The organism is Aeromonas sp. FL131, assembly GCF_049860615.1.
In the GTDB taxonomy this organism is placed as follows: Bacteria; Pseudomonadota; Gammaproteobacteria; order Enterobacterales; family Aeromonadaceae; genus Aeromonas; species Aeromonas hydrophila.
This window is the reverse complement of record NZ_CP187595.1, coordinates 637,656-652,461: the sequence shown is the minus strand read 5'-3', so window position 1 is coordinate 652,461 and position 14,806 is coordinate 637,656. Positions and strand designations below refer to the sequence as shown.

General features: G+C 62.3%; 14 protein-coding genes. 4 read left to right on the top strand and 10 right to left on the bottom strand.

The window, feature by feature from the left end:
• Positions 1-32: 32 nt before the first annotated feature.
• The 7 genes from ACPW75_RS03160 to ACPW75_RS03130 form a co-directional block, all read right to left on the bottom strand.
• A complete protein-coding gene (locus ACPW75_RS03160) occupies positions 33-1,007 on the bottom strand; it encodes a PstS family phosphate ABC transporter substrate-binding protein (protein ID WP_017408555.1) in 975 nt (324 codons plus the stop codon).
• Positions 1,008-1,383: 376 nt separating this feature from the next.
• Positions 1,384-2,679 carry a phosphate regulon sensor histidine kinase PhoR gene (gene phoR / locus ACPW75_RS03155; RefSeq protein ID WP_077096208.1) on the bottom strand — a complete coding sequence of 432 codons (1,296 nt, stop codon included), beginning with the start codon at positions 2,677-2,679 and terminating at the stop codon, positions 1,384-1,386.
• Positions 2,680-2,687: 8 nt separating this feature from the next.
• The gene (gene phoB, locus ACPW75_RS03150) at positions 2,688-3,377 is read right to left on the bottom strand and encodes a phosphate regulon transcriptional regulator PhoB (RefSeq protein ID WP_005298527.1); all 690 of its coding nucleotides are present in this window, start codon (positions 3,375-3,377) and stop codon (positions 2,688-2,690) included.
• Positions 3,378-3,479: 102 nt separating this feature from the next.
• Positions 3,480-3,890 (bottom strand): VOC family protein, encoded by a 411-nt coding sequence (locus ACPW75_RS03145; protein ID WP_179101406.1) that lies wholly within the window; start codon positions 3,888-3,890, stop codon positions 3,480-3,482.
• 126 nt (positions 3,891-4,016) lie between these two features.
• Positions 4,017-5,171, bottom strand: coding sequence for a CaiB/BaiF CoA transferase family protein (locus tag ACPW75_RS03140; protein ID WP_077096210.1), 1,155 nt, complete (start codon positions 5,169-5,171; stop codon positions 4,017-4,019).
• Positions 5,171-6,346, bottom strand: a complete 1,176-nt coding sequence (locus tag ACPW75_RS03135) for an acyl-CoA dehydrogenase (protein WP_077096211.1) — start codon at positions 6,344-6,346, stop codon at positions 5,171-5,173. The genes ACPW75_RS03140 and ACPW75_RS03135 overlap by 1 nt, the downstream gene beginning before the upstream one ends.
• Before the next feature lie 86 nt (positions 6,347-6,432).
• Complete coding sequence (locus ACPW75_RS03130) at positions 6,433-8,109, bottom strand: sigma-54-dependent Fis family transcriptional regulator (protein WP_077096212.1); 1,677 nt, start codon at positions 8,107-8,109, stop codon at positions 6,433-6,435.
• Between the two features lie 236 nt (positions 8,110-8,345).
• On the opposite strand from ACPW75_RS03130, the gene exaC reads away from it, so the two are divergent.
• A complete protein-coding gene (gene exaC / locus ACPW75_RS03125) occupies positions 8,346-9,863 on the top strand; it encodes an acetaldehyde dehydrogenase ExaC (RefSeq protein ID WP_077096213.1) in 1,518 nt (505 codons plus the stop codon).
• Between the two features lie 48 nt (positions 9,864-9,911).
• On the opposite strand, the gene ACPW75_RS03120 is transcribed toward exaC, so the two are convergent.
• The gene (locus ACPW75_RS03120) at positions 9,912-10,733 is read right to left on the bottom strand and encodes an AraC family transcriptional regulator (RefSeq protein ID WP_077096214.1); all 822 of its coding nucleotides are present in this window, start codon (positions 10,731-10,733) and stop codon (positions 9,912-9,914) included.
• Between the two features lie 103 nt (positions 10,734-10,836).
• On the opposite strand from ACPW75_RS03120, the gene ACPW75_RS03115 reads away from it, so the two are divergent.
• The 3 genes from ACPW75_RS03115 (at position 10,837) to ACPW75_RS03105 (ending at position 13,123) form a co-directional block, all read left to right on the top strand.
• Positions 10,837-11,736 (top strand): DMT family transporter, encoded by a 900-nt coding sequence (locus tag ACPW75_RS03115; RefSeq protein WP_017408562.1) that lies wholly within the window; start codon positions 10,837-10,839, stop codon positions 11,734-11,736.
• A gap of 132 nt (positions 11,737-11,868) precedes the next feature.
• A complete protein-coding gene (locus ACPW75_RS03110) occupies positions 11,869-12,630 on the top strand; it encodes a COG4705 family protein (protein ID WP_077096215.1) in 762 nt (253 codons plus the stop codon).
• 118 nt (positions 12,631-12,748) lie between these two features.
• Positions 12,749-13,123: a DUF6979 family protein gene (locus tag ACPW75_RS03105; RefSeq protein ID WP_077096216.1), complete on the top strand. Its 375-nt coding sequence runs from the start codon at positions 12,749-12,751 to the stop codon at positions 13,121-13,123.
• A gap of 115 nt (positions 13,124-13,238) precedes the next feature.
• On the opposite strand, the gene ACPW75_RS03100 is transcribed toward ACPW75_RS03105, so the two are convergent.
• Together ACPW75_RS03100 and ACPW75_RS03095 are read right to left on the bottom strand one after the other, a co-directional pair.
• Positions 13,239-13,799 (bottom strand): hypothetical protein, encoded by a 561-nt coding sequence (locus ACPW75_RS03100; RefSeq protein WP_124252991.1) that lies wholly within the window; start codon positions 13,797-13,799, stop codon positions 13,239-13,241.
• Positions 13,800-14,111: 312 nt separating this feature from the next.
• The gene (locus ACPW75_RS03095) at positions 14,112-14,804 is read right to left on the bottom strand and encodes a response regulator (protein ID WP_011705161.1); all 693 of its coding nucleotides are present in this window, start codon (positions 14,802-14,804) and stop codon (positions 14,112-14,114) included.
• Between the last annotated feature and the right edge of the window lie 2 nt (positions 14,805-14,806).

Sequence of the window (14,806 nt, the reverse complement as noted above, 5' to 3'; positions counted from 1 at the left end):
CCCGCAGGGCCCGTCTGGCAAAGGAAACCGGCTTACATGATGCCCAGTTTCTTCAGGTCGGCTTCGACCACCTTGGCCGGTACCGGTACGTAGCCATCTTTGGCAACGATGTTCTGGCCCGCCTTGGAGAGCACCATCTTCAGGAACTCTTGCTCCATCGGAGAGAGCGGCTTGTTCGGGTGCTTGTTCACGTAAACGTACAGGAAGCGCGACAGCGGGTACTTGCCGGTGATGGCGTTGTCGGCGCTGGCCTCGATGAAGGTCTTGCCATCCTTGGAGAGCGGTACGGCGCGCACACCAGAGGTGACGTAACCGATGCCGGAGTAGCCGATACCGTTCAGGGAGGAGGAGACGGACTGCACCACGGAAGCAGAACCCGGCTGCTCGTTCACGCCGCTCTTGAAGTCACCGTTGCACAGGGCGTGTTCCTTGAAGTAACCGTAGGTACCGGACACCGAGTTGCGACCGAACAGTTGCAGATCCTTGGAGGACCAGTTGCCGTCCAGACCCAGATCAGCCCACTTGGTGGCCGCCTTGGCTTCGCCGCACTTGAGGGTGCTGGAGAAGATGGCATCCAGTTGCGGCATGGTCAGCCCCTTGATGGGGTTGTCCTTGTTGACGAACACCGCCAGGGCATCGACCGCGACGCGGATGGCGGTCGGCTTGTAACCGTAGCGCTTCTCGAATGCCTCTTCCTCGCCGGATTTCATGGCGCGGCTCATGGGGCCGAACTGGGCAACGCCTTCGGTCAGTGCGGTCGGCGCGGTGGAGGAACCGGCGGCCTGGATCTGCACGTTGACGTTGGGGTACATGCGCTTAAATTCTTCGGCCCACAGGGTCATCATGTTGGCCAGGGTATCCGAGCCGACAGAGGACAGGTTGCCCGAGATGCCGCTGGTCGGAGTGTAATCCGGCAGGTTTTTATCCACACCGGCAGCCAGGGTGCTGACGGAAAACAGGGTAGCTGCGGTGAATCCGATTACACCAGCCAGTTTGTTGAGTTTCATCCAATCTCTCCAAGGTTGCAGAACGCAGTCCATCAAAACACGGGTTAACTTGGCTCACCGTCGGCCACGCCGGACGATGCGCTGAGTGTCATTTCCTGCCCTCTTCCCCCAGTCCTGTGGTGGCAGAAGGCAAGCGTCAATCTGAGGCCGAAAGTGGTCACATCCCGAGCACTGCGATCGGCCGGTCGCGTTTCGTACTCTCCCTGCGCCAAACCGGCGACAGGTCCGTTCTCAAGACGGCGCCAGTATCTGACCTGGCAGTGACAAATTTATGGATTTAATGTGACACTTTAATGACATGGCGGGCTTGTTTAACAAATGAAAAAAGGGCCGCCATCACCGCCCTCTTTTGATGCCAACCCCTTGCCGGAAAAGACTATTTCACCACCACCATACGGCCGGGGATGAGAAAGCTGAAGCGGCTGCCGAGGCCAACCCGGCTCTCGATGTCGAGCTGGCAGTCGTGGTGACTCAGGGCATGCTTGACGATGGCAAGCCCGAGCCCCGAGCCGCCGGTATGGCGGGAGCGGGCCTTGTCGACCCGATAGAAGCGCTCGGTGAGCCGCGCCAGGTGCTCGGGCGGGATCCCCTCCCCCTCGTCCTGCACCGCAAACAGTGCCATCGCCCCCTGCTTGCGCCACTCCACCGTGATCTTGCGCCCCGCCGGGGTGTAGTGGATGGCGTTGTAGACCAGGTTGGAGACGGCGCTGCGCAGCTGATCCTGATCGCCACGCACCAACAGATTGGGCTGCACCATGAACTCGATCTGGTGGGCCCGCTCGCCGGAGAGCGCCCGCGCCTCCTGCTCCAGCAGTCCCAGCATGGCGGGCATGTCCACCAGGTGGGAGAGATCCACGGTCGGCGCCGCCTCGATGCGCGACAGGGTGAGCAGCTGATTGACCAGGTTGTCCATACGGATAGTCTGCTCCATCATCACCTTGTGCGCCTTGGCCCACATGGCGGGCGGCGGCGGCTCCTCGGTCATCTCCAGATAGCCCTTGAGCACAGTCAGCGGCGTGCGCAGCTCATGGGAGACGTTGGAGACGAAGTGCTTGCGGGTCTTCTCCAGGCTGCGCAGCCGGGTCACGTCCCGCACCACCAGCATGGCCTGATCCTCGGCGTAGGGCATGATGCGAAACTCGAGAAACTTCTCCTCGTTGATGGGCGAGGTCATCTCGAACGGTTCGTCATACTGCCCCTTGCCGAGGTAGGCGCTGAAGGCGGGATTGCGAATGAGGTTGCCGATATGCTGACCGGCATCTTCCGGCCAGCGAAAACCAAGCAGCTGCTCGGCCAGCCGGTTGCACCAGAGGATGCTGCCGTCGGTGCGAAACACCACGGCCGCATCGGGCAGAGCTTCCGCCCCTTCCCGAAAGCGGCGGATGAGGCCCGCCAGCTCGCGGCGGCGGGCCCGATGGCGCTGCTGCAACTTGTAGATGCCGTTGAAGATGTACTCCCAGCTGCCGCTGCCGTTGGGGGGCACCAGGCTGCGATCGTGCCACAGCCAGTCTGACAGCCGCTTCTGGAAGCGATAGTGCCAGCCCAGGTGCAGCACGGTGGCCGCCAGCAGGCAGAGGGCGAGGGTATTCGTCAACCAGCCGACCAAGGCGAAGGGCGCATAGAAGAACGCCATTCGCCACAACTGGCGCCGCCAGGCATAAGGTTGCAACATAACTTCCTCTACAGACGGGTTGAGAAGCGATAGCCTGCGCCGCGCACCGTCTGGATCAAGCGATCGTGCCCCGTCTCTTCAATGGCCTTGCGCAGGCGACGGATGTGCACATCCACGGTTCTGTCCTCGACGTACACATTGGTACCCCAGACATTGTTGAGCAGCTGCTCGCGGCTGTAGACCCGCTCCGGGTGGGTCATGAAGAAGTGCAGCAGCTTGAATTCGGTCGGCCCCATGTCGAGCGCCTTCTCCTCGGCGCTGACCCGGTGGGAGACGGGGTCCAGCTTGAGCCCCTGCACCTCGATCACCTCGTCCACCGAGGTGGGGGAGACGCGACGCATCACCGCATGCAGACGGGCAGTGAGCTCCTTGGGCGAGAACGGCTTGGTGATGTAATCATCGGCCCCCGCCTCCAGCCCGCGCACCTTGTCCTCTTCCTCGCCGCGGGCAGTCAGCATCACCACCGGGATCTGGCGGGTCACCTCATCCTGCTTGAGCTGCTTGATGAACTGGATGCCGCTGCCGCCCGGCATCATCCAGTCCAGCACGATGAGTTCGGGGTAGGGTTCGCGCACCTTCGCCAATCCGTCGGCAAAATCTTCAGCTTCTACTGTTTCATATCCCTTCTGCTCGAGCACGAAGCAGAGCATTTCGCGGATCGGTGCTTCGTCCTCGACCACCAGAATTCGCTTAGCCATATCCCTTCTCTCTCCTCTGTGAAGATGGGTGCGCCAATTATTAGAACTTTCTGTGACACTTTTATGACTTTATGACAGGCGGGATGATAAACGTTTTCAGATTCAGTTGGCAGCAGCGAGTTGCAGCAGATCCCAGCGGTTGCCACTGATGTCCTCGAACACCACCACGGTGCCGTAAGCCTCGCTACGCGGCTGTTCACAAAAGTGGACACCGTACGCCTGCATGCGCTGGTAATCGCCCCAGAAGTCGTCGGTTTCGAGGAACAGGAAGACCCGACCGCCCCCCTGCTGGCCGATGGCGGCCCGCTGCTCCGGGGTGGCGGCCCGCGCCAGCAACAGGGCGGAACCCGGGGCCCCCTTGGGGGCAACCCGCACCCAGCGCTTGCCCGGTTTGCCCGGCTCGTCGAGGGGCGTGTCTTCCAGCAGCTCGAACCCCAGTCCCTGGGTAAAGAAGGCGATGGCCTGGTCGTAATCGGCCACCAGCAGGGCCAGGGCGCCAATGTGTTGTGCCATGGGAAGTTCCTCAACAGATGAATGGACGGGGCGCATCATAACGGGGGATGGCCCCGGGCTCCAGCACCGGGGCAGATGAGAGGACAAAGGGTAGAAGGGGGGAGCATCCCGCCTAAAGCAACCGGGTCAGCCCTGCCCGAGCCAGTCGCGCAGCACGCTATCCCGGTCCCCGTCCAGCGCCGGCGAGGCGCGCCCGTAGCGCACCGGGGTGGCCGACAGATGCAGCGGATTGGCCAGGGTGGGCAAGGGCTGCTCACCGCGCTGCACCTGCTGCACCCAGCCACGCACCGCCCCCTGCTCGAGGGCGAACAGGGCATCCAGGGTGAGGATGGGGCCGCCCGGCACCCCAGCCGCCTCCAGCATGGCACTCCACTCGGCGCTGCTGCGCACCAGCAGCCGCTCGGCAATCAGGGCATTGAGCCGATGGCGCTGACGCACCCGGGCGCTGTTGCTGGCAAAATCCGGGTCCGTCGCCCAGCCGGGTTCCCCCAGCAGGGCCGCCAGCGCGGCAAACTGGCCGTCGTTGCCCACCGCGAGGATCAGATGACCATCCCGGGTGGGATAGACGTCGTAGGGGACGATATTGGGGTGGCCGTTGCCAAGGCGCCCGGGCGCCTGACCGGTGGCGAGATAGTTCATCGCCTGGTTGGCCAGCACCGCCACCGACACGTCGAGCAGGGCCAGATCGATCTGCTGCCCCTCTCCGGTCTGCTCCCGGTGGCGCAGGGCCGCCTGGATGCCGATGGTGGCGTAGAGGCCGGTGAGGATGTCGACAAGCGCCACCCCCACCTTGACCGGCCCGCCACCGGGGGCTTCGTCCGGCTGGCCGGTGATGCTCATCAAGCCGCCCAGCCCCTGGATCAGCAGATCGTAACCGGGTCGCTGGGCCCAGGGACCGTCCTGGCCGAAACCGGTGATGGAGCAGTAGATGAGCGCCGGGCGGCGGGCCTTGAGGCTCGGGTAATCCAGGCCGTAGCGCGCCAGCCCCCCCACCTTGAAGTTCTCGATCACCACGTCGGCCCGATCCACCAGGGCCAGCAGGGTTTCGCGATCGCGGGCCAGATCGAGGGCGATGGAGCGCTTGCCCCGGTTGGCGGCATGAAAGTAGGCCGCCTCCCCCGCCACCAGCTCGGGCGGGCCCCAGTGGCGGGTGTCGTCACCGCGCCCGGGGGCCTCCACCTTGACCACGTCGGCGCCGAGATCGGCAAGCAGCTGGCTGGCCCAGGGGCCGGCCAGCACGCGGCTGAGATCCAGCACGCGCACGCCGGCAAGGGGCCCCATCACTCAAACGCCTGCAGGTCGGTCTGAGCCCGCCCCAGGATCAGGGCGTGGATGTCGTGGGTCCCCTCGTAGGTGTTGACCGCCTCCAGGTTCATCACGTGACGAATGACGTGAAACTCGTCGCTGATGCCGTTGCCGCCGTGCATGTCGCGGGCGACCCGGGCTATCTCCAGCGCCTTGCCGCAGCTGTTGCGCTTGATGAGCGACACCAGCTCCACCGGGCAGCGCCCCTCGTCCATCAGGCGCCCGGCCTGCAGGCAGCCCTGCAGGCCGAGGGCAATCTCGGTCTGCATGTTGGCCAGCTTGAGCTGAAACAGCTGGGTGGCCGCCAGCGGGCGGCCGAACTGCTGGCGATCCAGGCCGTACTGGCGGGCGGCGTGCCAGCAGAACTCGGCGGCGCCGAGCGCCCCCCAGGCGATGCCGTAGCGCGCCTTGTTGAGGCAGCCGAACGGCCCCTTGAGGCCGCTCACCCCCGCCAGCCGGTTCGCTTCCGGCACGAAGACCCGCTCCATCACTATCTCGCCGGTGACGGAGGCGCGCAGGGAGAACTTGCCCTCGATCTTGGGGGCGGAGAGCCCGGCCATCCCCTTCTCCAGCACGAAGCCGGTGATCTCGCCATCCAGCTTGGCCCATACCACGAACAGATCGGCGATGGGGGAGTTGGTGATCCACATCTTGTTGCCGGTCAGCAAATAGCCGCCGTCGACCCGCTCGGCGCGGCTCTTCATGGAGCCAGGGTCCGAGCCCGCGTCCGGCTCGGTGAGGCCGAAGCAGCCCACCAGTTCGCCCCGGGCCAGCCCCGGCAGCCAGCGCTGGCGCTGCGCCTCGTCGCCATAGGCGTGGATCGGGTGCATCACCAGGGACGACTGCACGCTCATGGCCGAGCGATAGCCACTGTCGACCCGCTCCACCTCCCGGGCGATGAGGCCGTAGGCCACGTGATTGACCCCGGCGCAGCCGTACTGCTCCGGCAGGGTGGCGCCGAGCAGCCCCAGCTCCCCCAGCTCGTTCATGATGATGCGGTCAAACTGCTCGCGGCGGTTGGCCTCCAGCACACGGGGCATCAGCCGCGCCTGACAGTAATCGCGGGTGGCGTCGCGGATGAGCCGCTCCTCTTCGCCGAGCTGGCTGTCGAGAAAGAAGGGGTCTTGCCAATCAAATCGGGTACGCGTCATAAAGCACTCCATGCCATGCAAAAGAATCATCAAAGGGTCTCTTGTGGGCCCATCTTAACCACGAAAAAGCTCGGGTAACAAACACCTCAGCCTGCCTCCCGCAGCGCCCGATAGAGGGTGGTACGGCTGATGCCGAGGCGGCGCGCCGCCTCGCTCACGTTGCCATCGCACTCCGTCAGGGTCTGCTGCACCCGTTGCCGGTTCTGCTGGCGCAATGTGCTGCCCGCCACCGCCGTGGTAGCGGCCGGCGCCACGGCCACGATCGGCAGATGCAGGTGGGCAGGCTCAATCCAGCCCTGCCCTTCCGCCAACACGCAGGCCACTTCCAGTGCCTGCTTGAGCTGGCGCACGTTGCCGGGCAGCGGGTGGGCCAGCAGTTGGCGCTCGGCCTCATCGGTCAGGTGCAGGGCAGGATCCATCTCGGCCAGCAGCCGCCGAACCAGCGCCTGCCGCTCGCGGGTCGGCCAGTCGCGCAGCGGCGCCAGCTGCTGGCGCCAGCCGCAGATGCGGTAGTAGAGATCCTCACGAAAGGTGCCGGACGCCACCATGGCCGCCAGATCCCGATGGCTGGCGCTGACCAGCCAGAAATCCACCGCCTCAGGTCTGTGGCTGCCGACCGGGGTGACGGCGCGCTCCTGCAGCACTCTGAGCAACCGGGTCTGGGCCTGCAGCGGCAGCTCGCCGATCTCGTCCAGCATCAGGATGCCGCCGTGGGCGGCGCGCAGATACCCCTGGCTGCCCTGGCTGCGAGCACCGCTGAAGGCCCCTCCGATGTAACCGAACAGCTCGGCCTCTACCAGCTCCGCCGGCAGGGCGCCGCAGTTGACGCACACCAGCGGTTGCGCCCGCCGGCTCGACTGCCCGTGCAGTTCGCGCACCAGATGTTCCTTGCCGCTGCCGGTCTCCCCCTCGATGAGCAGCGAGATGCCGCGCTCCAGCATCTTGAGCGGCACCTGCTGGCCGTGCGAGCCGCCGGCATCGGCCGGCAAGCCGGGCTGGGTCGCCACGGGATGAGCTTCCGGTACCAGCCGCAAGCCGCGCCGATCCCGCAGCAGTTGCTTGCCGTCGAAGGGGTGCTGGCCGAGCCAGAGCCGACCGGCCCGGTTGGCCCCGAGCAGCTCGCCCTCCTCCCCCAGCAGCAGGCGGGCGGACCAGAGACTCTGGGGCTCGAGATCCACCAGCCAGCCCGGCTGGCGCGCCAGCAGCGCGTTTTCCAGGGTCATGGCCAACAGCCGCACCGTGCCCAGCATGTCGCCATCGTGATGGGCCGCATCGGTGGAGATGTCGAGCACCCCGAGCAGTTGCCCGTCTGGCCCGAGCAACGGGCAGGCGCTGCAGCTGAGAAAGCTGTGCTGGGCGAAGAAGTGCTGATTGCCGAGCACCTGTACCTCGCTCTGCTCGGCCAGCGCAGTGCCGATGGCGTTGGTGCCCTTGCTCGCCTCCCCCCAGCGGGCACCGCTGCGCAAAAAAATGCGCTCGGCGTGGCGGGCGAAGCCGTCGTCACCGCTGGCGGCCAGGATGGCGCCCTCGCCGTCGCACAGCAGCAACCGACAGGGGCGCCCTGCCAGCAACTGGCCAAACAGCGGCAACACAAAGCGCTGGAAGCTGGCGATCAGCACCCTGTGCTGCTCCTGGCGGGCCGACAGCTCCCCCTGGGGCAGCAAGTCCAGCTCGGCGCTCTGCCGGCGGCTCAACCCCTGATGCAGGCAGCGCTGCCAGGAACGCTCGATCGGGCTGGCACTGGATTGAGATAATTCGCTCATCACGCCTCCTGTTCACAAACGGCACGACTGTCACGGTCACTGTCCAGAATCGGCACAGTTTCCTCACCTTCGCCCTGGTCATTGGTTAACCAAGATACGCTGCCGCACCCCGTTTGATAACGTTTTTGTAACTTTTCCTGTGCTGGTCAGACCCTCTGGCACGTCCCTTGCGATACACAGCAGCAACCGGGTTGCCCGCCAGCCCGGTCAGGACCACACACATAAAGGATGATGAGATGATTTATACCGCTCCCGGTCAGGCAGGTGCCCTGGTCAGCTTCAAGTCCCGTTACGACAACTTCATCGGTGGCGAGTGGGTGGCGCCGCGCGCCGGCCGCTACTTTGAAAACATCTCGCCGGTGGACGGCAAGGTGTTCTGCGAAGTGGCCCGCTCCGACGCCGCCGACATCGAGCTGGCGCTGGACGCCGCCCACAAGGCGTTCGCCAGCTGGAGCAAGACCAGCGTCACCGAGCGCAGCAACCTGCTGCTGCGCATCGCCGATCGCATCGAACAGAACATCGAGGTGCTCGCCATCGCCGAGACCTGGGAGAACGGCAAGGCGGTGCGCGAGACCCTGGCCGCCGACTTGCCGCTGGTGGTGGATCACTTCCGCTACTTCGCCGGCTGCATCCGCGCCCAGGAGGGCTCGGCCGCTGAGCTGGACCAGAACACCGTCAGCTACCACTTCAAGGAGCCCATCGGGGTGGTCGGCCAGATCATTCCGTGGAACTTCCCGCTGCTGATGGCGGCCTGGAAGCTGGCCCCGGTGCTGGCGGCCGGCTGCTGCAGCGTGCTCAAGCCCGCCGAGCAGACCCCGGTCACCATCATGCTGATGATGGATCTCATCAAGGACATCCTGCCTGCCGGGGTGGTCAACGTGGTCAACGGCTTCGGCGCCGAGGCGGGCCAGGCGCTCGCCACCAGCGACCGGATCCAGAAGCTCGCCTTCACCGGCTCCACCGAGGTGGGCGCCCATATACTGCGCTGCGCCGCCGACAAGCTGATCCCCTCCACCGTGGAGCTGGGCGGCAAGTCCCCCAACATCTACTTCGCCGACGTGATGCAGCACGAGAGCAGCTACATCGACAAGGCGGTGGAAGGGATGCTGATGACCTTCTTCAACCAGGGCGAGGTGTGCACCTGCCCCTCCCGCGCCCTGGTGCAGGCCAGCATCTATGACGACTTCATGGACAAGGTGCTGGCCCGCGCCCGCACCATCGTCCAGGGCAACCCCCTCGACACCGCCACCCAGGTCGGTGCCCAGGCGTCGCGCGAGCAATTCGACAAGATCTTGAGCTACATGGAGATAGGTCGCGGCGAAGGGGCCAAGATGCTGATCGGCGGTGGCCCGGCCAGGGTGAGCGGGCTGGAGGGGGGCTTCTACATCCAGCCCACCATCTTCTCGGGTCAGAACAAGATGCGGGTGTTCCAGGAGGAGATCTTCGGGCCGGCGCTCGGGGTCACCACCTTCAAGGACGAGGCGGAGGCGCTGGCGATTGCCAACGACACCCAGTACGGGCTGGGGGCGGGCCTGTGGACCCGCGACAGCAACCTGGCCTGGCGCATGGGACGCGGCATCCAGGCCGGCCGGGTCTGGGTCAACTGCTACCACGCCTACCCGGCGCACGCGGCCTTTGGCGGCTACAAGAAGTCAGGGATCGGCCGTGAGACCCACAAGATGATGCTGGACCACTACCAGAACACCAAGAACCTGCTGGTGAGCCACGACATCAACCCGCTCGGCTTCTTCTAAGCCCCTCCCATGATCAACAAGGGCGCCTGCAGGCGCCCTTTTCATTGCTTAGAGTGGTCGCAGCAAGAGCGCCGCCTGCCCGGCGCCGATGCCCAGCTGCTGGCGATAGCGCTGGGGCGAGCAGCCCAGCTCCCGGTTGAACATGGCGATGAAGGCCGAGGTGGAGCCGTAACCGAGCCGCCAGCCAATCTCCTGCACTGGCAGCTCTCCCTTGAGCCAGGCCAGCGCCTTGAGCAGCTTGAGGCGGGCCCGCCACTGGCCGAAGTTCATCCCCAATTCCCGCACACAGCGCCTGGCCAGGGTGCGCTCGGTGGTGTGCAGCTGCTCGGCCCACTGGGCCAGGGTGCGCGGGTCGGCAGGGTCGCTGTAGAGCGCCGCCAGCATGGGGGCCAGCAGCTTGTCCTGGCTCATGGGCAGGTAGCTGTCCTGGCAGCGGGTGCGGGTCAGCTTCTCCACCAGCAGCTCGGCCTGACGCACGTCCCACTCATCCGCCATGTGGCCCAGCTTGCGATCGCAAAAATCGGCCAGGATGGCGCGGATCAACGGGGTCATCTGCAGCAGCCTGGGCTCGGCCGGCAGCCGCGCCGCCAGGGCGTGATTGACGTAGATGGAGGTGTAGTCGAGGGCCTGCTGGTTGTAGGAGGCGTGTTCCAGATCCGCCGGCACCCAGATGAGGTAATCGGCCGGCGCCACCAGCCGGTGATCGTCCAGCACTATCTCCATCACCCCCAGACTGATGAGGCTGAGCTGGCCCCAGGGATGGCTGTGGGGTGCACATGCGCTCTCGGCCTGGATCTGCTGGTAGCGCAGATAGAGCGGATTGGGCTCTGGCAGATGCAGGTCCGTCGGATGGTAGTGACGTATGGCCATGGCGAGCGGATTGTCCTTTGCGCGGGATGATTTGTCAGTTTTACGTTACTTGATATCAGAAAGACAAGGGTAGACTGGTCACCTCGATAATAAGGAGTCTTTGATGCGTATCTTCTACCCGCTGATGTTTCCGCTGCTCGCCGTGCTGATCTGGGCCACCAATACCGTGGTGTCCAAGGCCGCCGCCGATGTGCTGGATCCCGCGGCCATCTCCTTCTACCGCTGGGTGATCGCCGCACTGGCACTGACCCCCTTCTGCCTGCCGCAGCTGTGGCGCCGCCGTGGCGAGATCCGCCCCTGGCTCGGCAAACTGCTGGTGCTGGCGGCCCTTGGCATGGTGCTCTACCAGTGCCTCGCCTACTACGCCGCCCACACCACCTCGGCCACCAACATGGGGGTCATCGGCTCGCTCATCCCGCTGCTGACCCTGCTGCAGAGCGCGCTCTTCTTCGGTCAGCGGCCGGGCAAACAGGCGCTGCTCGGCATGAGTATCTCCCTGTTCGGGGTATTCTGGCTGCTGAGCCTGGGTCAGCCGCTGGCGCTGCTGCACGACGGCATCAATCAGGGCGACGGCCTGATGCTGCTCGGCTCCGCCAGCTACGCCCTCTATGGCCTGTTGATCCGCCGCTGGCAGCTGCCGTTCGGCCCCTGGCTCAATCTCTACCTGCAGATCCTGCTGGCGGTCTTGCTGCTGGTCCCGGTGGCCCTCTGCGCCGAGTCGCTGGCGGTGCCGGCCGAAGGCTGGGGCCTGGTGCTGTTTGCCGGCATCGCCTCCTCCCTCTTCGCCGCCTACTGCTGGATGCGCGGTCTCGCCTGCATGGGGGCGGAGCGCACCTCGGTGTTCATGAACCTGATGCCGCTGTGCACGGCGCTGATCGCCGTCATCAGCCTGGGGGAACCCATTCACGGCTATCACCTGCTGGGGGGTGGTCTCATCCTGGCAGGGGTCATGCTCTCCCAGTTCAAACCGAAGGCCCGCCCGGCCCTACTGGAAGAGGCCTGAGCGGCCGGCAGCACCGGATTTTGAACTCAAATGGCAACAAAAAGGGAGCGCAAGCTCCCTTAACTGTATCTTAAGGATACCGAAGTAGATTCAAGAACAATAAACGGACACTTAACCATCAGCAGGTGCTTTATGGGTACAAACACCGTCAACTTGCTCAACAAAGTGCCAGAGGTCACCTTGACATTCTGGTTGATCAAAATGATGTCGACGACTGTTGGGGAGACTGCTGCAGACTTCTTGATCTTTAACCTGCACCTGGGTTTAACGGTTACCTCCTTGCTGATGGGGGTCCTCCTCATCGTGACACTCTTGATACAAGTTCGAGCAACCGGCTATGCCCCCTGGAAATATTGGCTAGCTGTTGTGCTCGTGAGTATTTTCGGCACCTTGGTGACGGATAATCTGACCGACCAGGTTGGAGTACCATTGGCAATATCTACCAGTGTGTTTACGGTTGTGCTATTGGCCACCTTCCGGGTTTGGTATGCACAAGAAAAAACCTTGTCCATCCGTTCTATCGATACCCGCAAACGCGAACTATTTTACTGGGCAGCCATTCTCGTAACCTTCGCATTGGGTACAGCTGCAGGCGACTGGGTATCAGAGGGACTGAACATGGGGTATATGAATGCCACATTGCTTTTCGGATCGCTGATCGCAGTCATCGCAATCGCTCATTATTGGTTCAGAATGAATACCGTGTTAGCATTTTGGATCGTTTATGTACTGACTCGTCCACTTGGTGCTTCAATAGGTGACTGGCTATCACAATCTGAAAAGCATGGAGGCCTAGGATTTGGTGTCACTAGTACCAGTTTGGTTTTTTTTGCCTGCATCATCATGCTGGTCATTTATCAGTCACTGCCGCAGCGAATGCCTAAAGGTGGTTGAAAGATACGATGTGAATAAATTCATGCCAGAACTCAGTTCATCAATAATATATTTTAGGATGCCATCAGCACATCACTACCAGGGGCCTTTGGCCCCTTCATCTTGATAGGAGGATTGGATGGGGTATGGGGACGTGGCAATTAAGGCAGTGTTGATGTGTAAATCAGATGACCAATATAATCCCTGTGACGCCTGGGTACTTGCAGCACAAGAGCACTATCCCTCAAGCCAGTCAGCTCAGTTAAAGGGGTGTCCAAAAGGGGCATTCTTGGGATTGTGCAGTGAAGGCCTGGTACGAGGCATATCGAGACGGCGTTATTCGCGTGCGATTCAAAGTGGAAACTATGCTGTCAAAGCAATACGTGTTCTTCAACACTATGAAGCTCAACATACTGAATTACCTAGCGCAGTACAACTTTGGGATATGGTAATGAGGAAAGTTGGAAAAGAGATTGTGCACAATGGCCAGATGGATGTGGTTTTAGCTCTTTGAAAAAAAGAGCTGATAATAAAAAAGACTGTTGATTCCATATAGGCAAAAACACAATCAACCCATAAAATTGGAGGCCGCAGCCTCCAATATCGAACAAGGTCATAAATGACCTGTCTTATGCCGTCGTATCAACCATGTATCCGCTACCAGGGGATTCTTGAGGCAACTTGCTTTCCAGTGAACTCAAAAAATCCTGAAGTGATACCTTGTTACCATTTTGGCCTGCACCACTGCCAACAATCGAATTGAATTGATCCTGCAGTGTATTTAAAACAGGGTCAGAGCTGTTGCCGTTACTCAATGCTGATATCAGTGTATCAAGCCCCTGCTTCATAGAATTACTACCACTACTCGATTGCAAAGAGACTGCTTGTGCTTGGCCACTTTCGTCGCCGTCATTATCATTACCGTCCTCTTTTCCAGAGGCACCTCGTACAGCCCCCATCAAATTGTGCATGAAAGATGATAGCGCTGACTTTGTATCGCTATTAGAGGTATCGACGTTCACTCCTAGCGATGACAATGCAGACTTTACATCCCCCATCATTTTATCACCCCCACCCTCTCGATCATGGTGATGGTGGTGTTTTGCTGGTTGAGCACTGGCGGAAGACGCTGCGTTATTGTACGAGGCAGAGAGAGAAGAGCTACCGATTGAACTGACATCCGATGACATACGATGTTCCTTTCAAGGTTGGATAAACCCAGTGGCACTCATTGCCACTTTGACCATAGTGCATATACCTTGCCACTGTTTATCCATGAGAAAGATGCAGATAACTTATTGATATAGTTACATCGTTTAATGACACACGGTGAATTAGCCTTGGCAAAAAACAGCCTGTGGCAACCTGGTATTGCCACAGGTTGCCAGGCCGACGAACAAATCGGCTCCAACAACGACCCTGTTTAGGATTGAGTTGCAAATTCAGACACAAAAAGCGCCTTCAACGGAGCTTTTTGGAAGAGCCATGATGACAGATGCGGCTCAACTGCCCCGCCGCCAGTGGTAGCGGCGCTCGGGTCGGCCGCGCTGGCCGTAGTTGAGATCCACGTCCACCCGGTCCTCCGACTCCAGATACTCCAGATAGCGGCGCGCCGTGGTGCGGCTGAGGGACAGGCGCAGCGCCACCGTGTCGGTGGAGAAGGCGCTGTCCGGCTCGCCCGCCAGCAGCTCCAGCACCTGGCGCAGGGTGATGGCGTCGATCCCCTTGGGGGTGTCGCGCACCTCGCGCCCCTGGGGCCTCACCTTGCCCATCAGCCGGTCCAGGTCGCTCTGCTCGAGGGAACCGCGTTCGCAGATGCGCCGGTGCAGGGTGAGGATCTCGTCCAGGCTCTGCTGGATGCGAAACAGCCGCAGCGGTTTGATGATGTAATCCTGCACCCCCTGATTGAGGGCCTGCTGGATGGTCTCCACATCGCAGGAGGCGGTCACCATGATGACGTAGGCTTCGCGGTTGTGGCTGCGCAGCCGGTTCACCCACTCGAGACCTGAGCCGTCAGGCAGCGAGATGTCCACCAGCAGCAGTTGTGGCTGGGCCGCGCGCATCATGAGATCGGCCTGGGTCAGGCTCTCGGCCCGACCCAGCAGGGAAAATCCGGGGGTAGAGGAGACCAGCTCGGCCAGAATGGATCCTATCCGTTCGTCATCCTCGATCACCAGAGTGAAAATGGGCTCCATAG